This window comes from Mesorhizobium tianshanense (assembly GCF_007830515.1).
GTDB lineage: Bacteria > Pseudomonadota > Alphaproteobacteria > Rhizobiales > Rhizobiaceae > Mesorhizobium > Mesorhizobium tianshanense.
Map to the genome: position 1 here is coordinate 1 of NZ_VLKT01000018.1, position 19,350 is coordinate 19,350.

The following is a 19,350-nucleotide window of genomic DNA, read 5'->3' on the forward strand; positions in this document are numbered from 1 at the left end:
ATCGGTCGGGAGGTCGCACCGTCATAGACAGGTCTCGACCCGACCCGCTGCACAGCGTTGGGGGTGGGGCCACGGTGGGGAACTCCCGTCGCTAGTTATGTGGCCGAGCCAACCCGCTCGACGCCCGCCCTCTAGACAGAGGACAGCCCCGAGACGAAGACACGGAAGGCGGTATCCAACCCGCGGATGAGAGTCTGATCAACCGTCGTCTCTGAGCTCCACCCCCAGCCCTGTGCAGCTTCAGCCGATCCAACTGCTTCGCCCACGCCGCAGCAGACCATCCGTCTTGCGCTCAGCCTTGACAGGGAACATGAGAGACTAGCCGCATCTCTGCAGCGCCGAGTGATTCCACTTGGCTGCAAAAGGCTCCAAGCGTCTTTTGGTGGAACAAACAGACGCGCGGCGCGGCAATGCCGGCCTCAGGTGTTTGCCTTCGTCCGCGCTTCCGATTTTTCCAGATAGTAGGTCGAATATCGGTCGAAGAATTTTTCCGAGCCGCCGATCGATCCATACTTCGCCAGCTTCTTCAAATCGACCTTGTTCAGGACCACGCCGACGATCTTGTTGGCGATATAAGTTTCCGAACTCAGTATGGATTGCACCATCGCACGCGGCGTGCGCCCCCACTCGGTTACCAGCACGAAACCATCGACAAGCGGAGCAAAAGCCTTGGCATCGACCACGGGGCCGAGCGGCGGCAGATCGACGATGATGTATTCGAAGGTTTCCTTGGCGTTGTCGATGAAACGCCGCATTCCGGCCGACGACAGAAGCTCGCTTGTGTGCGAGAAATGACCGCGCGGGACGGCCGGGATGATCGCCAGCTTCGTCTGCCGGTCGATCTTGCCGACGGACTGCCACGTCTGCCCGCTCACCACCGCTTCCATCAGGCCTTGCTCGGTCTCCATGCCAAGGCTGCGGCTGAGGCCGGGGTTGCGCAGGTCACCGTCCACCAGCAGCGTTTTGGACCCGTTGGCGGCAAGCAGTCCGGCCAGATTTGCCGCCACGGTCGACTTGCCCTCGCCGGGAAGGACCGAGACTATGCCAATGACACGGCTGCCTTGCCCTTCCATCACGACGTCGAAGGCAATCTTGGTGCTGCGGAGCGTTTCGGAAAACATCGATGCCGGTGCGTCGATGCTCACACGCATACGCGCGCGCTTTTCGGCGGCTGACGGTGATTGGGCGGTCCTGACATCCGCCTGACCGTCATCGCGCTTGTCGTCTTTGCCGATCTTGCTGCCAATGATCGGCAGGTAGCCAAGGAATTTGAGGCCGACGCGATCGCGAACGTCCTCGCCTGTCCTGAAGAACCGCTCCCTGAATTCATTCAAGCCGCCAACCCCGGCCCCCAGCATCACGCCAAGCACAAGCGAAAGTCCCAGTACAATGGACGTGCGTGGGGTTGCGGCGGACTGCGGCAGCTTCGCGTCCGAGATGACGCGGATCTTGCCGACCGGGAACGATTGCTGCTGGGAGGCTTCCTCGTAGCGGCCAAGGAACGTCTGATAGAGCGTCGAGAGCGCCGTAGCCTTCTGCTCCAGTTCGCGCAGCTTGACCTGCGACTGGTTGTCGATGGAACTCTTGCCAGCCGCCAACGCGACATTTGCGCGGAGCGCTGTCTCGCGTGCGAGAGCGACTTCGTATTCGTTGCGGTAGCTTTCGGTCAGTTGCTTCAGCTCGCCGAAAATCTGCGCCGATATGTCGGCCTTTTCCTTGGTAAGTGCGACCGCCTGGGGATGCTCGGCGCCGAAGTTGGCTTCGATATCCTGCAGCCGCTTGGCGACAGCGAGATAGCGGGTCTTGAGCGTTGAAATGACTGAGTTGCTCGGCTGGTCGGCGGATATGGCGGCATCCCTGAATGCGTTGTCCGAACCGCTTTCGACGATCGACTTGTATTGCTGGTATCGGGCGCTGGCGCGGGCGGTATCGGCCTGCGCCTCGATGAGCTGGCCATTGAGGTCGGACAGTTGCTTGTCGCTGATCAACTGACCATCATCGACGGCCAACCCATGTTCGGCCCTGAATCTCTCGACGGCGAGCGACGCTGCCTGGGAACTTTCGCGAAGCTCGGTCAGCCGGCCCTGCAGCCAGACCGCCGCCCGCTCGGTCGCATCGAAGCTCGCATCGAGCTGATCCGCGAGATAGGCGTCGGCATAGGCCTTGGTGATCGCGGTCGCAAGTACGGGATCCGTCGCCTGATAGGCGATGGAGATCACATAGCTTCGACCGAGGCGCTCGGCTTGCACCTCGTTCTGCAATTTGAGGATTGCGTAATCGCGGCGTGACGAAGCCATCATCGCCTCGCGCGCCGCCTCATCAAGCTGGGTGACGTCGGTGACGCCCACGGCAGGGTTGGGGCGGAAATACCGGACCATGCCGCGCACGAAACCGGCAGCCTTCGACACGGCCGATGTGGGGGGATTCATGAAAGCGTCGTTCTGATCGAGCTTCTGCTTGTCGACGACCACCGCCGCCAGCCTGGCCGAGTGGAGAATTTCGATCTGGCTCAGAATGGCGGAATCGGTCTGCATGCTGACCGACGCCGCCGAGACCTCGTCGACGACCTTGTTCAAGCCTTCGTCGATCAGCACGCGGCTCATCGCCATGTAGGTGGGAGGCGTGGTCTGCAAATAGAGCACGCCCAGAAAAAGACCGATGGCGGCGCATGCCGCGACCACCTTTGCCTGCCTTGCTGCCATGCCGAGCAGGCGCTCGACATCGATGAAGTCTTCGGCGCTTACTGCGTCTGAACTCGGCAATGGCTTCCTCTTGTCGAGAGGAAAATTGGCATAATTCATCTTCGATCCAATTCTAGTTTGCGTCTAGAGCGGCGGTCCTTCAAGTCGAACTGTTCCGCCGCTCTATCTCTTTGTGCGAGCATCGGATTTTCCCAAAACCGGTCTCCATTTTTGGGTCGATGCTCTCGTTTGCAGGCGCTAGAGCAAGATCAGGAGCACCAGCATATATGGGACGCAAGCTTCATGCCAGATACCGCGAGATCCGGGCGACCAACCGCATCGGCGTGTCTTGCGCCACCCTCATATGCTAATGCTACCAAAAAATGGGCATTATGCGGCTTCTACCCGGCGCTCATGCGTCCGGACGAACTCCTGAAGCATGTCGAAGACGGCCTCTTTCATATCGTCGCGCGACAGCGCGAAGGCGACGTTGGCCTGGATGAACCCCTCCTTCGAGCCGCAGTCGAACATGCAGCCGTTAAAGGGCTGGGCGAAGAAAGCCTGGTTTTGCGCAAGGCGGACCATGGCGTCGGTCAGCTGGATTTCGTTGCCGGCACCGCGTTGCTGATTGCCGAGCAACGAGAAAATCTCGGGCTGCAGGATGTAGCGGCCGTTGATGTAGTAGTTCGACGGCGCATTGGCCGGAGCCGGCTTTTCGACCATGGCGGTCACCTCGAAGCCCGTGCCGACGTCCGCGCCGCAGCCGACAATGCCGTATTTGCTGGTTTCGGTCGGATCGCAGCGTTCGACGGCGATCACGTTTCCGCCGGTCTGTGCATAGAGGTCGGCAATTTCGGCGAGACATCCGCGCCCGCCGAAAGACACCATGTCCGGCAACAGCAATGCGAAGGGCTCATCGCCGATGACCTCCCGGGCGCACCATACCGCATGGCCGAGACCTTGCGGCGACTGCTGCCGGATGAAACTCGTGGCGCCGGCCACGGGCAGCAGGCTTTCGAGCGCTTGAAGTTGCGCCGTCTTGCCGCTCTGCTCCAAAGTCCCAATCAATTCGGGATGCAGGTCGAAATAATCCTCGATGACCGCCTTGTTGCGGCCCGTCACGAAGACAATGTGCTCGATGCCGGCTTCGAACGCCTCGTCCACCGCATATTGCACGACGGGCCTGTCGACGACCGGCAGCATTTCCTTCGGCATGGATTTGGTCGCCGGCAGGAATCGCGTCCCAAGCCCCGCCACCGGTATGACTGCCTTCCTGACTTTCTTCATTGCATATTCCTTCTGAGGGGATCGACTTCAATTATTGCGGGGCCTGCAACCATTTTCATTCACCCGCACTCTTCACCTCCCACCCACGGCAAGCTGTGCCGCTACCCTTCGCAGCCGGATGGCGATCGGCATGCTCATATGCCGAACCGCCGCCGGATCGCTGAGCGCCGTCCACACCGCCTTGAGCGGGGACCGCGCCTTGATATGCTGGACCAGCGACAGGAACGACGCCGCCTTGCGCAGGCTGCGCGTGCGCCTTGCGAAAGCGGCCTGGGCGGCCGCGTCCATCGAATGGGTTCTGGCGAAGACGAGATCAGCCTTGCGCATCGCCTCGACGTGATGAAGTTCGAGCACGCGGGAAATGGAGCCGGTCCGGATATGATAGACATAGCCGGTCGTCGGCTCGACCACGCATTTTCCGCCCTTGGCCAGAGCACTGGCCAGCAAGATATAGTCTTCGCCGATGATCAGGCTTTCGTCATAGCGAAGGCCGTTTTCGTTCAGGAACCGGCGCTGGAAGATCGGCTTGAGATAGCCAAGGTTGAACCTGGATTCGAAGACCACATTGCCGGCGATATAGTCCGCCAGCGAGATTTCACCCAAGCCCTCCAGATAGTCGGCCGGGAACATCGTCTCTTCGGCAACGCCGTCCTCGCGAACGACCTGGAGATTGTCGACGACGATCTCGGCGCCTGCTTTCTCCGCGCGGTCGATCATGGCGCATATCCGCCCTGGATAGACCGCATCGTCGGAATCGAGCACCGCGACCCATCTGCCGCGGGCAAGCTCGAGGCCGGCATTCCTGGCGCCGCCGGGACCACGGTTCTGCGCAAGGGCGACGACACGTACGACATCTTGCGGATAGGATTTCGCCAGATCGAGCGTCCGGTCGCGCGACTGGTCGTCGACGATGATGATTTCGACGCTGACATTGCGCTGGGCGATGGCGCTGGCGATCGCCCGCTCGATGGTCAGTTCCGCATTGTAAGCGGCAATGACAAAGGTGACGTCAGGCTGCACGCTTGCCCCCTTCCTGCGGCGAGGGCAGGCCGTATTGACGAATTTCACGCACACCGACGAGACCGCTCACGACGCCGACATGCATGATGCCGCGAAGCACGCTGCGGTTCCTGCGCACGGGATTGATGGCGACCGGGATTGCCGATGCGAAACAATAGAGCGCCTTTGCCGAGGCGAGGCCGACTTGCCTGACCAGCGCGAGACCACGCGCGTCGCGTCCCAGGAGGTGCCCATGCGTCTGCCCGACACGGAACCGACGGCGGCGGAGCCAGTCGAATGCGGCCCTGGCGCGCGGCACCACTTCGTCGACCCGGGCCTGCGGCGAAAAGGCGATGCGGCCGCCGGCCTTGACCATATGGTCGAAGAATTCGGTGTCCTCGCCGCCGGTCTGGCCGCGCGCGAGGCTGAACCGCCGGCCGCGCAGGCTGTCGGCGCCCATCCTGAGCAGAACGTTGCAGGTGTAGCCGGTGCGGATCTCGCCGCGCACCCAGACGGGCAAGGTGGAGTGGAAATCGCCACGGCGCATCCAGTCGGGCGCATCAGGCCGATAGCGTGCCCGCACCGGCCCGAGCACGGCGGCGGCGCCGCTCACTTGCGCCGTCGCAACCAGTTCGGCGAGCCAGCCGGCGGTTGCCATTTCGTCATCGTCGATGAAGGCGACGAAATCCGACGTGCTGGCGTCGAGGCAGGCGTTGCGGGCGATCGAGATGTTGCGGGCCGGGCAATGATGGTAGCTGATCGGCAGCTTCAGCGTCTCCGCCAGCGTCGCCACCAGCAGTTCGGCCGTCGGGCCGTCATCATTGTCGGCGACGATGACGCGGACGTCGAATCCCGGAGGTACGTCCAAGGCGGCAATCGAGCGAAGCGTGTCGGCAAGCTCCGGCCGCCGAAACGTGCAGACGCAGATGTCGATGCTGCGGTTTTCTTCGGCCACGCCCATCACGCCACCCTGCGCTGTGACCGCGGTCCAAGCAGTTGCAGCCAAAAGCCGACGGACCAGCCGAAATGCATGACCATCGCCGAAATCCCGGCAAGGGCACTGTCCGGATTGCGCTGGCTGATGGCGGTCCACACGCCATAGCCGAGGCAGACCGACGCCCATATCAGGAGCGGCACGATCGCCAGCCAATGCACGAAGGAAAAAGCCGCGAGAACGACGATGGGAACCACCAGAAGCGGCACCATCTGCCGGACTTTCGGTATCATGCGGTGCTTGAGAACGTTCTTTGCCCTGCCGCGGCCATAGCCGAGATACTGGAAATAGAGGCCGGCGAGCGACGAGCGCGGGTAATAGGTCATTTGCGTCTTACCGGTCATCCAGATCCGGTAACCGGACCGACGGAGCCGGTAGTCGAGCTCCGCATCCTCGTTATGACTGAACGTCTCGTCATAGCCGCCCACTGCCTTGAAGGCTGATATTCGCATCAACGCATGATGGCCGTGATCGACCCACTCTCCCGCCGAAACATGCCGGTGCTTGGAGCCACCCGTGCCGAGCTTGGAATTCTGCGCAGCCGCCACCGCTTTCTGCACCATGCCGCTGCCGCTGGTCAGCATCGAGACGACGACCGAATCCGCGCCAGTGGCCAGCGCCTCCTCGATCAGCCGATCGCAATAGTCCGGGGGATAGCCGCCATGCGCGTCGATGCGAATGAGATATTCGGCCCCTGCGCCGTAACTGGCGACCGCAAGATTGATCGCCGCGCTCTGGAGGCGCTTTTCATTGTCAAGAAGGATGATCCGCGGATCCTCCACGGCGATCTCCTCGACGATCGCCCTTGTGCCGTCAGTGCTGCCGCCATCGGCAACGACGATCCTGGCGCCAAGCCTCTCGGCCGCCGGTCGAAGCTCATGAACAAGCGCCCCGATGTGAGCCGCTTCATTCAGGCACGGAATCACGATCAGGCTGGACGGAAGCATTCCAGTTTGCGTCATCGACCCATGTCCATCCCTACCCATCCTATGCCAGAGCCTCGGCAGCATATGCATCGGGCGCGGCCGTCAACCCACGAAGCTTCTCGACGAGCGCCCGGCAATCGCTGCGGTCATGGCTCCAGGTTCGCGGATTGCGGGCAAGAACACGTGCCCGCAAATTCCCGAAACGATGCTCCTCCATGTCGCCCAAAGCGGCTTCAAGCGCCTCGGGCGTGGCTTGGGGCAAAAGAACGCCGATGCCCTGCCGGTCGAGGAACCTGCCGGTTTCGGTGCGGCGCATCGAGATCGGCACGGCGCCGAAGCGGCAGCCCTCATAGAGGCGGTTAGGCAGCAGCCATTCGGAATTCAGCCCCTGCTCGAAAAAATCTATGGCCCAGGAAAAATGAACCTCCCGGTAGATCATAGCCATATCCTCGGGATTCCGATAGGGTCCGCCAAACGAGAGCCAAGGCTCAGATTCGACGAAAGCGTGAAAATCCGGAAATTCGGAAAGCGCCGGACGGCCCCTGAGGATGATTTCGAAGCGACCGTCGAGCCGGCGGGAAAATTCGGCCAGAAGCTCCAGGGAGCGGCGGCACCGGAGTGCGCCGAACCAGCCGATCCGCCAAGGCGGAGCGATGGGATTCTCTGCCACGATGCGATCATCCAGCGAAACGGCGGCAGGCTCGAAATATTTGTTTTCGAGCAATTCGATCGGCGCGGCGATCTGCCCGAACGGTTTGAAATAGTTGGCTATGAAGGCCGGCGAACTGGTCACAAGGAGTTTTATATCTCTGGCCAGATAGCGTTCCGCGCCGCGCATGGCCTTGCCCAGAAGGTCGTCGCGAAGCACCAGGCGGTGGATGTCGAGACACTCGTAGACAATCGGCACCGCCACCTGGAAAGCCGACCTGGCACGCCGGGCAAGCGCCAGCATTTCCAGATTGCGCGCGATGATGAGGTCGGGTCTTGGCATGGAACCGAGTTTCGAGCCGATTGAGACCGCCGCCTTCGCGACCGCTGCCAGCCGCTGGGCGAATCGGCCGTCGCGCGTCGCGCCAAGATCGATCGGCTGCAAACCATCGACGTCGGCGATCGGGCTTGCCGTCCGACGGAAGCCCGCCAGTGTGACCTGGGCGCCGCCTGCCTTGAGCATTATGATCCGCCGGCGCACTGCCGGGTCGGAGACGTCGTGTACCAAGTACAAGACATGCAGCATGAAAAATCGACCGCTGTTGGCCCGCCCACCAAGAAACCTAGTACAGCTTTTGCTGCATCGCAACATTTTTGGCGCGGCGTGACAAAGATCCACGTTTTTTGTTGCACTGCAAAATTATTGCCGTAGTTTGATGATGGCATAGGGCGCGGGCCTGTCATAGGGACCGGCACAAAAATCAGGAATCCTGAATTTGCAAGCCAATGCATTCGATCCGCCAGAGGGCTCTCTCCGCAGATCGGTCGGACGCGGCGCTATCATCACGGCTTTGGCGCAATCGGTACGGGTTGCGACGCAGGTCGCCTCCGTCATCGTGCTGTCGCGCCTGCTGTCGCCGCAGGACTTCGGTGTCGTGGCGATGTGTGCGCCGGTGCTTGCCTTCATCGCGCTGTTCCAGGATTTCGGCCTGACCCAGGCGACGATCCAGAAAAGCGGAATCAGGCATGAAGAGATCAACTACCTGTTCTGGGTCAATGTCGCGGTCAGCGTGTTACTTGCCTGCGTGCTTGCCGGCGCGGCACCGCTGGTCGCCGCCTTCTACAGCGAGCCGCGGGTGACAGGTCTGGTGGCCGCGTTGGGGCTGCAGATCATAGCCTACGGGCTGGGCGCCCAGCATCTGGCGCTGCTGACACGCCGCATGCAGTTCGCCCGCCTGGCCATCATCGATGTCGTAAGTGCCGTCGCCGGCCTCGTCGTATCGATCGCCTGGACTTTCATCGACCGTTCCTACTGGGCGCTTTTTGCCGGCACGCTGACAGCAGCCGTGCTGCCCACGCTTTGCTTCTGGGCAAACTCGCGATGGCGCCCTAGCCTGCCGCGCAGGGTCGATGGGATCAGCGAACTGATCAATTTTGGCGCAGGCATCACCGGGTTCAATTTCGCCAACTTCTTTGCCCGCAATCTCGACAATGTGCTGATCGGAAAATATTGGGGCGAAGCGCAGCTCGGGCTTTATGACCGGGCCTACAAACTGCTTCTGTTCCCATTGAGCCAGATCACCAATCCGCTGACGAAGGTCATGGTGCCGGCTCTTTCCAGGCTGAAGGACGAACCGGATCGCTACCGCAGCGCCTATCTTCGCGTCATGCCTCTGATCTTGCTGGTCGCACTTCCCGGCGTCGCCTTCGCCACCGCCATGTCCGACGTGCTGATACCGTTCGTGCTCGGCGAGCAGTGGCGGCAGAGTTCCAGCATCTTCCTGGCGCTCGGTTTTGCCGGACTGCTGCAGCCGCTCAACAACCCGGCGGGATGGCTTTTCATCAGCCAGGGCCGCTCGGGCGATTTCATGCGCTGGGGCATCGTAACAGCGTTGACGTCGGTGGTGGCGTTCATCGCCGGCCTGCCTTATGGCGCTTTGGGCGTGGCGATCGCCTATGCGATCAGCGAATATCTCAGAACACCCTTCCTGTGGCTGTATATCGGCAAGACCGGGCCGCTGCGCGCAAGCCATATCCTTCGCGCGGCAACGCCCTTCGTGCTTGGCGGGCATCTGGCGCTTGCCACCATCTGGTTCGCCAAGCCGCTGCTGCCGCAACAGCACGTCATCGCCATGGCGATTGCGGCGGTGCTGTCCTACATTATCACCGTTGTAGTCGCGCTGGCGTTTGCTTCTGGCCGCGAGGCGTTGCGGGAGGCCCTGAAACTCCTGCCGGCACGGCCGCCCACGGCAGCACCAAGCGAGGCGAAGTAACTTGCACGGACATTCATACGAGGACCAGGTCTGATCCCATGCACTACCGATCGATCTCCGACATGAACGACGCGATTGTCAGGAACCTTCACCGGCTGCCGCGAGACATCGACCTGGTGGTCGGCGTTCCCCGAAGCGGCATTCTCGCCGCCACGCTGTTCAGCCTGACGGCGAACATCCCTATGACTGACCTGGACAGTTTCCTCGCCGGAAAGATTTATACGTCAGGGGTCACCAAGCGCCGCGCCGCGCTCGACCGGCAGGCCTCCGACATGCGCAAGGTTCTGGTGCTCGACGACAGCGTCAGCGGCGGCGCCGCCATGCGCGAGGCGCGCAACCGTGTAGAGGCTTCCGGCATCAAGGCGGACTTCACCTTTGCCGCAGTGTTCGGCCTGTTGGCGCAGCACGAAGAAACCGATATCGTCCTGGAAGTCGTGCCGCATCCAAGGATGTTCCAGTGGAACTTCATGCACCACAAATTCCTGGCGCAATGCTGCGTCGACATTGACGGCGTGCTTTGTCTGGACCCGACCGAAGCCGAAAACGACGACGGTCCCGCTTATGAGAAATTCCTCAGCGAAGCGCTGCCCCTGTTTGGCCCGACCCGCAAAATCGGCTGGCTCGTCACCAGCCGGCTGGAGAAATACCGCGCGCTTACCGAAGCATGGCTCGCAAAGCACGGCATAGAATACGACAGACTGATCATGCTTGATCTGCCGAGCAAGGCGGAACGGCAGCGGCTTGGCGTGCATGGCAGTTTCAAAGCCGATTTCTACCGCAAATCCGATGCCATCCTGTTCATCGAAAGCGAGCACCAGCAGGCGCTCAAGATCGCCGAGCTTTCTGGCAAGCCGGTGCTGTGCGTGGAAACGCATCTGATAAGTTATCCCGATGCGCTGTCGCTTCCCTCACTTGGACAGGCGGCGCGCAACCTTCCGGGCAGATTGCGGGAGATCAATTCGCCTGACGGGCGCAAGACGGCGATCAAGACCGTCGCGCGCACGCTGCTTGGCGAACGCGGCTATGAAACGCTGAAGAGCCGGGTCAAACGACCGGCCTGAACCTGGCTTTAGAGAACTTAAAGCGCGTCGCGTCTGATGGGATTCATGCAACGCGCTTTAAGTTCTTATTTTTGCATGTCGTTGCCCCAAAACCGCTGTGCATCCTCGGTTCAAGACCGAGGGCATGCTTTTGGGCGACATGCATTAGGCGGCCTGCCGCGAAGGCTGTCGTACCGCCCTCTCGAGCATCGAGAAGAAGGTCGCGAACTGGCGCCCGGGATCGAGTTCCGGGCGCTCGGAGAATGCACGCGCCGCCGCAGAAAGCCGCTCATATTCCTGCCTGTCGGTCCACAGGCGCCTGACCACGGCCACCCAATCGGCGAGCGGGGCGTCGTAATCCAGCACCACGCCACCGGAGCCGATCGCTTCGGGCAGCCCACCACGACGTGAGCCTACGACGGGAATGCCGCTGCAGTGGGCTTCCGACGCAACCCGACCCCAGGCCTCTTCCCACTTGCTGGGGGCGAGCAGGATTCTCGTGCGGCCATAGACCGTCTTCATGTCGCTGGTCCGATTCTCCAGCGTGACGTTGCCAAGCGGCGCGATCGTCTGCTCGATCCGGGCCCGATGGTCGTCGTCGAGCTTCCAGCTTTCGACGAACAGGAACGGGATTTCGGAGCAGGCGGCGGCAATGCGCACTGCAAGCTCGAAGCCTTTTTCCTCATAAGGATTGATCAGCGTGACAAACTCGCCTGTCGTCGGCGTGCTGTAGAGCGCGGGATTGATGGTCGGCGGTATTACCGTCGAATCGATATCGAATTTTGCCTTGTAAGTGCGCGCGGTGAACTCGGAATTGGCGATGTAGAGCGCCGAATGCAGCTCGCGCAGATCGCCGCCCAATTCGTGAAATTCGACATTCCTGAGATAGACGACCAGCGGCACGCCTTCGGCCTGCAGCGCCTTGCCGATCGGAACCGACTTGTGGCACTGGACCACGGCGACATCCGGCCTCAGCTTTTGGACGGCAAAAGCCGCCGCCTCCCAGGGAAACCAGGCCCGCACGACCGGGTAGCCCGGATAGCTGTCGATGACCGCGCGCTGCCTCAGAAGCTTCATCTTGGCGCGCGCCTTGTAGCCGAAGACGCCCTGGCCGAACAGGGCGGCGAGCACCGACGCCTCATGGCCCTGCTCGAGCAACTGCTCGGCAAGATGATGGGTGCTGGACTGGACACCGCCGCTAAACTGGGGCGTGTAACCGTTGCCACCTGCAAAAAGCACTTTCATGGTTTCGGCTCCTTGTCGCATTCTCACGTTTACGGGCGATGACGCATTGCTTGTTTACGGATGATGGCTTGCGTTCCGCCTCAGGCATCCTGTTGCATCTCGATATTGGCGAACGGATTGGTGCATGGCTGCCACCCGGTGAACCGGATCGGATCGGTTGGCGAACTGCGCCGGGCGTAGTCGGTCAGCATATGGAACTCGGCAATGACCCAGCGGTCGAACTGCCTCAGATCCTCTTTTTTCTGTTCGGGCAGAAACCGGCGTGCGGCGCCCAATTTCAGCGTCTCAAGCAAGGTGACCGCATCGCTCAGCTTTTCGTTTGGAAACATCCAGGGATTCCGCTTCTGGAATTCCAGAACGAACTGCTGCAAATGTTCGATACGCATGTTCAGCCTGCCGAAATATCTTTCGAGCGTGACGCGCACCAGGTCCTCGTCGGAAAGCGAGGAAACGGCGGCGTAGGCGATGCCGGTCGAAGCAACTCCGCCAGCCATGATGGCCAGTGCCGCGCGCCGCGAAACCTTGATCATCCGGCCATTTCCTTTCCCGCTATCCGGCTCGCCGCCCGCAAGGAAAGGGCTGCCGCGGTCAGGCTCGGGTTGGCGCATGAGCAGCTTGGATATGTGCTCGAGCCGACCACAACCAGGTTCCTGAGCTGATGATGGATCATGTCCCGGTCGACGACGGAATCCGCCGGGCTTGAGCCCATTCTCAAAGTGCCCTGGACATGCGACTCGGTCGGCCGGATGCCGCGATCGAAAATCTCTTCGACCGGCAGCGGAGCCAGAAGCGCCGGCAATTTCTCCTTTGCCCGCGCCATGCCCTCGACGGCATAGTCGGATGCTCCCTTGAAACTGACGAAGGCGTTTTCATCCTCGTCGAGGATCACGAGATTTTCTGGATCGAGCAGATCTTCGGTGACGATGATGAGGGGAAGCGTCTGACGGACACGACCCTTTTCGGGGCGCATCCCGTGCTGCCAGCGGTTTTCGAAATAGACCAGCGCCGCCGCATGCTGCGATCTATGGGAGCCGTCATAAAGGCCGAAATTCAGGCCTGTGGTGATGGTGCTCCCGTCGAAATTGTCGACACCGTCGAGATAGGCCTCGAAATTCCATCCGTAGGATTCGTGCAGGCCGCGCCCGACGAATTCGCCCGACAGGCCGGACCGCAACATGATCGCCGGGCTATGGATGGCATTGGCGCCCAGAATGAAGAGATCGCCGCCGACCGAATATTCCTTGCCGTCATGCACGAATGTCACCGAACGGACCGATCCGCCGACATGGTCGAGCCGACGCACTTCGGCGCCAAGGCAGACCGAAACGTCGGGATGCTCGAAGACGTGCATCAGGCCATTGTTGGCAGTGAATTTCGCGTCGACCGGGCATAGGCCGCATCGCAAGTTGGCGCAGCACGAGGCCCGCTGCGCGGTCGGCACGCGCGCCCTCGCAGTCGGCACCACAAAATGCTGGTCCGGCTGCGCCGCTTTCATCATCCGGTCCGGCGTCGACATGTGATGCGGTGGTTGTGGAAACGGCCTGGAACGCGGCATCATCGCGGCCATGTCGGGATCGCCTGAAATCGACATAACCTCCTCTGCATCGCAGTAGAACGGTTCGAGCTCGTCATAGCTGATCGGCCAGTCGTTGCCGACGCCGTAGAGGCTTTTCAACCTGAAGTCGTTCGGATGAAAGCGCGGCGTCTGCGCGAACCAGCAATTCGTTCCGCCACCCAATCCGATGGTATAGTTCCACGGCTTGTCCGAGTTGGTCCTGTAGGTTGTCTCGTCTTCGATGTCGGTGTTGGCGTTCTGCTCGAGCTGCCATTCATGCGTGTTGTGCCGGCCCCATTCCAGAACCAGAATGCGGGCCTTTCGCCGCTTGGCGAACGCATGCAGGAAGAAGGCCGAGCCGAATCCGGAGCCGATGGCGACAAGATCGAAATGGTCGTTTGCGGTCTGTTCCGGCCTGATACCCAGCACCATCAGATAAAACCCTTTGTTGATACGAGCGCGTTCATCGAAGCCCTCGTAACCGTCCTTGGTGTCCGAGCCGGTTTTGCCAGGCTTTCCCGCATGGTCTCACGCCGCCAACCTGCCGATGCTGTGGTACTCGATGCCGTGGCGAGCGATGACCTTCGGGTCGTAGAGGTTTCGGCCATCGAAGATGATCGGCGTGGTCAGCGCATCCTTCATCGCGTCGAAAGAAGGCGCGCGGAAGCTCTTCCACTCGGTGGCGATCAGGAGTGCGTCGGCGCCACGCAGCGCTGCCTCCTTGGTTCCGCACAAGAGCAGATCCTCGCGCTGCCCATAGATGGCCTGGCATTCCTGCATCGCCTCGGGATCGTAAGCCTGCACTTTGGCACCGGCGTTCCAGAGCGCTTCCATCAAGACACGCGCCGGCGCCTCGCGCATGTCGTCGGTGTCGGGCTTGAAGGCCAAGCCCCACAGCGCAAAGGTCTTGCCCTTGAGATTGCCCTTGAAATGGCGATTCACCTTTTCGAACAGAACCGACTTCTGCTCGTTGTTGCGCTCCTCGACCGCGCGCAGCAGCTTGGCGTCGAACTTGACGCCTTCCGCCGCCTTGATTAAGGCGCGCACATCCTTGGGGAAGCACGAGCCGCCATAGCCGAGGCCTGGATAGATGAAGTGGTAGCCGATGCGGGGATCGCTGCCGATGCCCTTGCGGACCTCCTCGATGTCGGCGCCCAGCTCCTCGGCCAGATTGGCCATTTCGTTCATGAAGCTGATCTTGGTCGCCAGCATGCAATTGGCCGCGTATTTGGTGAATTCGGCGCTGCGCACATCCATCACGATCATCTTCTCGTGGTTGCGGTTGAACGGGGCGTAAAGTTCACGCATCACCGCCTCGGTGCTCTCGCTGCTGGTGCCGACGATGATGCGATCGGGCTTCATGCAGTCGGCCACCGCGGAGCCTTCCTTGAGAAATTCCGGATTGGAGGCAACATCGAAAGCCAGATCCTCGCGGCCCCGCGCCTTCAGCGTCGCGGCGATCCTGGCCTTTACCTTTTCGCAGGTGCCGACCGGCACGGTCGATTTGCCGACAACGATCTTGGGCGCGTCCATCTCCCGGCCGATGGCCTCGGCGACGGCCAGCACATATTTGAGGTCGGCCGAACCGTCCTCTCCCGGAGGCGTGCCGACAGCGATCATCTGGATCTCGCCATGCCTGACCGCGGCGGCAGCGTCGGTGGTGAACTTGATGCGGCCGGCCGCATGGTTCTCCTTGACAAGGCTTTCGAGCCCGGGCTCGAAAATCGGGATGAGGCCCTGATTGAGCCGCTCGACCTTTTTCACGTCGACGTCGACGCACACCACCTGGTGGCCGACTTCGGCAAGCACCGCCGCCTGCACGAGACCGACATAGCCAATTCCAAAGACCGTCAAATTCATTCGGTTTCATTCCTGTTCAAGGCTTCGGACCGCTTTCGGTCGAGCCGGTTCAAATTAGCTTTTACTTTATGCCGCATGCCAACGATTCCGGGAACTGGCAAGGCTCGCCTAGCGCCGTGAATGCGAGGCGGTCCACTTGCAGGGTGAGCTTGCGGCCCGGATCCGAAAACGTGCCGAGCCAGCCCTTCATCGTATCGCTGCCCCAAAGGCTGAAGAATATCTTTTGCGCATGGCTGGGCAGCTTTGCCGGATCGGTGATCGTATTCACGAGCTGGCCATTGACGTACCAGCGCAGCCGATCCTTCTCCCAGACGAAGGCGTAGTCGTTGAAAGCCTTGTCGGTGCCGCCCGCTACATCCACCAGTTTCTCGTTGTTGCCCTTGCCGGCTATGTAGGCATTGACCTGCACTTTGGAGGTGTCCTTGGTCAGCACCTCGAAGTCGATTTCATCCCACGGCTGCTTGTCGGAGGGGCCGATGTAGGAGAAGAAGGCGGCGTTGATGCCGGAGCCCACATCGGTTTTCATCCGCGCCTCATAGGTGCCATAGCCGAAGCGCTTCTTGGTCTGGATCTCGGCGCAGGCAAAGTCGCGATCCTTCAGCTTCCGCTTTTCAAAACCGAGCGTCAGCACACCGTCGGAAAGCTTAACCAGCTTTTTGGACCAGGTGCAGTTCTGATGACTGCCGTTCGTCCAGCCGTCGGATACGTACCAGCGCGCACGATCGAAGCTGGTGAAATCATCGACGAAGGATGGCGCAGTCGGGATATCCTGCGAACGGGAAGGGGTCGGGCCTGCGATCAGGCTGCCGAGTGCGACCAGCAGAAACGCGCCGCCCGAACATAGCTGCCTCAGGTTCCCTTGCCCGATCGAGCGCGCGAACGGCCTGCCGCCGGTTGCAGGGGCGCCGGTTGTCGGGGTGGACGTGCTTTTCGGATCCGCCTTCATAACAAACTCACCTTTGTGCTGTGCGCCCCCAACCCAAAGTCGATGTTCGAACCGTGACGAAACGACCTGATCTTGACCTTCTCTAGTCCCTCCTTGCGTTGCCTCTTGCCCTGGCGCCAAACCTCTTGCCTGCGGGGTTTTGCGCTCAATCCGTGCCGGTGCCAGCCGGCTTAGCGACATCGGCCTTGGCCGCCGTGCCGCGCGGCTCATTCTCGTCGAAGATTGCAGCCAACGAATGACTGAGTTCCTTCATAAGCTCGTTCTGACGCGAGAGCGCCGCGATGCGCCGCTCGTAATTCAGGATCGACTTCGTCAGTTCGCTGACCTCGGAGGATCTGCTGGCGGAGGCCGCCCCATTCTCCATCGCCTCGACCAGGAAGGCCGCGTTCGTGGCCTTTGTCCGGTAGCGATTCTCAAGTCCGTTTTTCTCCGCCTCGACCTCGGCGGCAATCTGGTCAAGCAGCTTTGCCAGACGGTCAAGGCGCGAAATGTCGGTCTGCCTGTCGCGAGCCGGATCCCTTGATCTGAAGCCGAATATCGAGGCCATACGCTCAGAGTCCTGTTGTGGTCGGGGTCCTGTGGTGACCGGACCTATGGCCGGCCCCCGCACCCGTGCGGGTCAAAAAGATCTTGTCGCATCGTCCAGCTCCTATGACAGGGAGACTATGGGCCAATTCTATTGGCAAACCAAAATTGCTGCACCGCAACATACATGCCATCCCCAGAGCCAGTAGGCAACCACCTAGTGTGGCGAATCGGAAATTCGCATCATTTGGAGCAGGGTAAGGACCTGTTGACGTGACCGGCATGGGTGCTGGCTGCGGACAAGCTCAGGTCTCGCCGACCGGGCGGGTTGCGGCCATGAGAAAGCGCAGCGGCGGCACTGGTTGCCTCGAAGCAAAGCCGACGCGGCGAAACAGCGCATCCAGCTTGTCGGCGGCCACGCCGCGAACGATGGGGATAAAGTTGGATTGGCTGGCCAGGGCGTAGGCCGCAGCCGATGTCAGTCCCTGCTCGTTCTTCATGTCGAGGAAGTTCCGCAACCGATACTTGTCGCGTACTTGCCGTTCGTGCCTTCTGAGCACGGCCTTCGAGCCTTCCGGCAGACTGTCGATCGCCAGCAGCGCCAAATCCGCGTCGGCCAGACGCTTGAGATCCTGCGTCTTGTGCCGGCCGCTCAGCGAATCCGCCCGAACGATCGCGCCATAACCGCAGGACCTGATAACCTTGAACCGCGCCCCGCAGGCGACCCCGCGCGCATAGAGTTCATAATCTTCGCCCAGACGCAGGTTTTCGTCGTAGCGCAGCCCATGCCGGTCGAGAAAAGCGCGGCTGATCACCGGCTTGAGGAAGCCCAACTCACCTCTCTGCACACGGCGCCTGGATATGTTGCCTTCTATGAAACGCTCGAAATCGAGGAACTCCGGATCGGCCGAAAACCGCGGAGCGACGATTTTCGAGACATCGGTCACCGCATCGTCCCGGATCAACATGATGTTGTCGGCAGCGAAATCCCAATCGGCGCTGGCGAACAATTCACGAAATCTGCCCTCTAGAAAAAAATCGTCGGCGTCCAGAATGCTGATGAACGGCGATTTGGACCTGGCGATCGCGGCATTGCGGGCGAAGGAAGGGCCGCGATTGACATCGTGGCGGATGACGGAAAGCCTGCCGTTGCCGTCATCGCCCGCCTGTGCGACTTTCGCGGTGTCGTCGGTGGACGCGTCATCAACGACCACGACTTCCGCCACCTCCGGCTCGCGCAATGCCGATGCGATGGCGTTCGGGATTGTACGCGCCGCGTTGCGGGCAGCGATGATCACGCAGACCTGGGGTTCTGTCATCAATTCGCCTCTCGACTGCTCACGTAGCTCCGAATTTCCTCGCCCCGTTCAATGTTCGAAGCAGCTCTGTCTAGCTCATCGACTGCCCAGCTCGCCAATCGTCCAGCGTTCGAAAAAGCGTCAGTCGGCGCTTATGCTGCGAGTGCGAAGCAAAGCATCGCCAAAATCGCTCGCGCCGTCCAGTCTTTCCTTTCGGTGTCGTCATGGCGCAAATCGGCGGGCGGCAAATGCCAGCAGATAGACGCGCTGCTTCGCAAACCGTCCCTGCTCATTATGCATGAAGCCGTCTGCGCACTCGAATCGCTGATCGCCAAGGCGACCGACGGATTGCGGCGCGATGACGGCCCTGATCATCGCGCTGGCTGGCGGTGATCGCTCTCGCCGACTGGGCTGGTCACGATGAGAACGGCCGCCCCGTCAAGGTCGGCAAGTCTGGAGGCTGAACCAGAGGCTGAAGGAAATCGGAAAACGGTTGTTCAGAATGCCGTCATGGGCGAGCAGTCCGACAGGAATCCGGCCCCGACGCTAGGTTAGCGAAGGCTTCTCCTGGCACTGAACTTCTCGCCATCTTCGGTCGAACCCAGCGTTCGCTCGACATCGCGAATCCTGTCAGCCGATGTCGGGGCGTTTCTGACAACCATGGCAAAAACCAGCAAAAAGTAGCCCAACTGGATGACAATGGCGCAGGCTATAACACGAAAAAGCGTCGTGCCGAGCGAAGCGCCGCCCAGAAAAGACCAGGCGACCACGATCGCCAGAGCGAAAATCATGCCGACAATGAATTTTGGTAGCGACATACCCGACAGCCCGTCAACCTGCTCGGGCAAAATCGATGATTGACCCACCCCGAGCCTCCCTTCGCCATGCGAGCTTGTTGAGGCCGCCCGCTTTTTTGGCCGGTTGCTTCCGGCCTTTCCACGCTGTCCATATTCTGACAGAAACAATTTGCAACTCTATTAGGACGTGCAATAGCCGGCAAGGCCAACCACAAATAATTTTGACCGAGTTTGCGGGATTGACTCTGCCATGCTGCGATGCACACATCGGCATCA

16 protein-coding genes are annotated in these 19,350 nt (G+C 61.0%); 2 read left to right on the forward strand and 14 right to left on the reverse strand.

All coding sequences use genetic code 11. The features are described from left to right. Positions 1-419 precede the first annotated feature (419 nt). The 6 genes from IQ26_RS15675 to IQ26_RS15700 form a co-directional block, all read right to left on the reverse strand. Complete coding sequence (locus IQ26_RS15675; protein ID WP_145718749.1) at positions 420-2,801, reverse strand: polysaccharide biosynthesis tyrosine autokinase; 2,382 nt, start codon at positions 2,799-2,801, stop codon at positions 420-422. Positions 2,802-3,071: 270 nt separating this feature from the next. After that, the gene (locus IQ26_RS15680) at positions 3,072-3,968 is read right to left on the reverse strand and encodes a UTP--glucose-1-phosphate uridylyltransferase (protein ID WP_145718751.1); all 897 of its coding nucleotides are present in this window, start codon (positions 3,966-3,968) and stop codon (positions 3,072-3,074) included. Between the two features lie 72 nt (positions 3,969-4,040). Beyond that, complete coding sequence (locus tag IQ26_RS15685) at positions 4,041-4,988, reverse strand: glycosyltransferase family 2 protein (RefSeq protein WP_145718754.1); 948 nt, start codon at positions 4,986-4,988, stop codon at positions 4,041-4,043. Continuing rightward, positions 4,978-5,928: a glycosyltransferase family 2 protein gene (locus IQ26_RS15690; protein ID WP_145718756.1), complete on the reverse strand. Its 951-nt coding sequence runs from the start codon at positions 5,926-5,928 to the stop codon at positions 4,978-4,980. Before IQ26_RS15690 ends, IQ26_RS15685 begins: the two co-directional genes overlap by 11 nt. Next, on the reverse strand, positions 5,928-6,923 hold the full coding sequence (locus tag IQ26_RS15695; protein WP_145718758.1) for a glycosyltransferase family 2 protein: 996 nt from the start codon (positions 6,921-6,923) through the stop codon (positions 5,928-5,930). The genes IQ26_RS15690 and IQ26_RS15695 overlap by 1 nt, the downstream gene beginning before the upstream one ends. A gap of 25 nt (positions 6,924-6,948) precedes the next feature. Beyond that, entirely contained in the window at positions 6,949-8,121 is a 1,173-nt protein-coding gene (locus IQ26_RS15700) for a glycosyltransferase family protein (RefSeq protein WP_145718760.1), read from the reverse strand. 190 nt (positions 8,122-8,311) lie between these two features. Between IQ26_RS15700 and IQ26_RS15705 the strand changes: the two genes are divergently transcribed. After that, positions 8,312-9,808 (forward strand): lipopolysaccharide biosynthesis protein, encoded by a 1,497-nt coding sequence (locus IQ26_RS15705; RefSeq protein WP_145718762.1) that lies wholly within the window; start codon positions 8,312-8,314, stop codon positions 9,806-9,808. A gap of 38 nt (positions 9,809-9,846) precedes the next feature. After that, positions 9,847-10,869, forward strand: coding sequence for a phosphoribosyltransferase (locus tag IQ26_RS15710; RefSeq protein ID WP_145718764.1), 1,023 nt, complete (start codon positions 9,847-9,849; stop codon positions 10,867-10,869). Positions 10,870-11,013: 144 nt separating this feature from the next. Here the strand turns inward: IQ26_RS15710 and IQ26_RS15715 are convergent, their stop codons facing one another. The 8 genes from IQ26_RS15715 to IQ26_RS15750 form a co-directional block, all read right to left on the reverse strand. Further along, positions 11,014-12,093 carry a glycosyltransferase gene (locus IQ26_RS15715; RefSeq protein WP_145718766.1) on the reverse strand — a complete coding sequence of 360 codons (1,080 nt, stop codon included), beginning with the start codon at positions 12,091-12,093 and terminating at the stop codon, positions 11,014-11,016. An 80-nt stretch (positions 12,094-12,173) separates the two neighbouring features. Continuing rightward, complete coding sequence (locus IQ26_RS15720; protein ID WP_145718768.1) at positions 12,174-12,623, reverse strand: hypothetical protein; 450 nt, start codon at positions 12,621-12,623, stop codon at positions 12,174-12,176. Beyond that, positions 12,620-14,080, reverse strand: coding sequence for a GMC oxidoreductase (locus IQ26_RS15725; protein ID WP_145718769.1), 1,461 nt, complete (start codon positions 14,078-14,080; stop codon positions 12,620-12,622). The genes IQ26_RS15720 and IQ26_RS15725 overlap by 4 nt, the downstream gene beginning before the upstream one ends. Positions 14,081-14,176: 96 nt before the next feature. After that, positions 14,177-15,508: a UDP-glucose dehydrogenase family protein gene (locus IQ26_RS15730; protein ID WP_145718771.1), complete on the reverse strand. Its 1,332-nt coding sequence runs from the start codon at positions 15,506-15,508 to the stop codon at positions 14,177-14,179. 61 nt (positions 15,509-15,569) lie between these two features. Next, positions 15,570-16,454 carry an endo-1,3-1,4-beta-glycanase ExoK gene (exoK, locus tag IQ26_RS15735; RefSeq protein WP_145718773.1) on the reverse strand — a complete coding sequence of 295 codons (885 nt, stop codon included), beginning with the start codon at positions 16,452-16,454 and terminating at the stop codon, positions 15,570-15,572. A 145-nt stretch (positions 16,455-16,599) separates the two neighbouring features. Next, positions 16,600-17,001 carry a single stranded DNA-binding domain-containing protein gene (locus IQ26_RS15740; RefSeq protein WP_145718775.1) on the reverse strand — a complete coding sequence of 134 codons (402 nt, stop codon included), beginning with the start codon at positions 16,999-17,001 and terminating at the stop codon, positions 16,600-16,602. Positions 17,002-17,284: 283 nt separating this feature from the next. Then, positions 17,285-18,298: a glycosyltransferase family 2 protein gene (locus IQ26_RS15745; protein ID WP_145718777.1), complete on the reverse strand. Its 1,014-nt coding sequence runs from the start codon at positions 18,296-18,298 to the stop codon at positions 17,285-17,287. A 530-nt stretch (positions 18,299-18,828) separates the two neighbouring features. Continuing rightward, positions 18,829-19,143, reverse strand: a complete 315-nt coding sequence (locus IQ26_RS15750) for an exopolysaccharide production repressor exox (protein WP_240547131.1) — start codon at positions 19,141-19,143, stop codon at positions 18,829-18,831. Between the last annotated feature and the right edge of the window lie 207 nt (positions 19,144-19,350).

What these genes read in the sequence shown, in the direction of transcription:
- IQ26_RS15675 (WP_145718749.1), bottom strand. Translation starts at nt 2,801, where the DNA reads ATGAATTATGCCAATTTTCCTCTCGACAAGAGGAAGCCATTGCCGAGT.
- IQ26_RS15680 (WP_145718751.1), bottom strand. Translation starts at nt 3,968, where the DNA reads ATGAAGAAAGTCAGGAAGGCAGTCATACCGGTGGCGGGGCTTGGGACG.
- IQ26_RS15690 (WP_145718756.1), bottom strand. Translation starts at nt 5,928, where the DNA reads ATGGGCGTGGCCGAAGAAAACCGCAGCATCGACATCTGCGTCTGCACG.
- IQ26_RS15695 (WP_145718758.1), bottom strand. Translation starts at nt 6,923, where the DNA reads ATGACGCAAACTGGAATGCTTCCGTCCAGCCTGATCGTGATTCCGTGC.
- IQ26_RS15700 (WP_145718760.1), bottom strand. Translation starts at nt 8,121, where the DNA reads ATGCTGCATGTCTTGTACTTGGTACACGACGTCTCCGACCCGGCAGTG.
- IQ26_RS15710 (WP_145718764.1), top strand. Translation starts at nt 9,847, where the DNA reads ATGCACTACCGATCGATCTCCGACATGAACGACGCGATTGTCAGGAAC.
- IQ26_RS15715 (WP_145718766.1), bottom strand. Translation starts at nt 12,093, where the DNA reads ATGAAAGTGCTTTTTGCAGGTGGCAACGGTTACACGCCCCAGTTTAGC.
- IQ26_RS15720 (WP_145718768.1), bottom strand. Translation starts at nt 12,623, where the DNA reads ATGATCAAGGTTTCGCGGCGCGCGGCACTGGCCATCATGGCTGGCGGA.
- IQ26_RS15725 (WP_145718769.1), bottom strand. Translation starts at nt 14,080, where the DNA reads ATGGTGCTGGGTATCAGGCCGGAACAGACCGCAAACGACCATTTCGAT.
- IQ26_RS15730 (WP_145718771.1), bottom strand. Translation starts at nt 15,508, where the DNA reads ATGAATTTGACGGTCTTTGGAATTGGCTATGTCGGTCTCGTGCAGGCG.
- exoK (WP_145718773.1), bottom strand. Translation starts at nt 16,454, where the DNA reads ATGAAGGCGGATCCGAAAAGCACGTCCACCCCGACAACCGGCGCCCCT.
- IQ26_RS15740 (WP_145718775.1), bottom strand. Translation starts at nt 17,001, where the DNA reads ATGGCCTCGATATTCGGCTTCAGATCAAGGGATCCGGCTCGCGACAGG.
- IQ26_RS15745 (WP_145718777.1), bottom strand. Translation starts at nt 18,298, where the DNA reads ATGACAGAACCCCAGGTCTGCGTGATCATCGCTGCCCGCAACGCGGCG.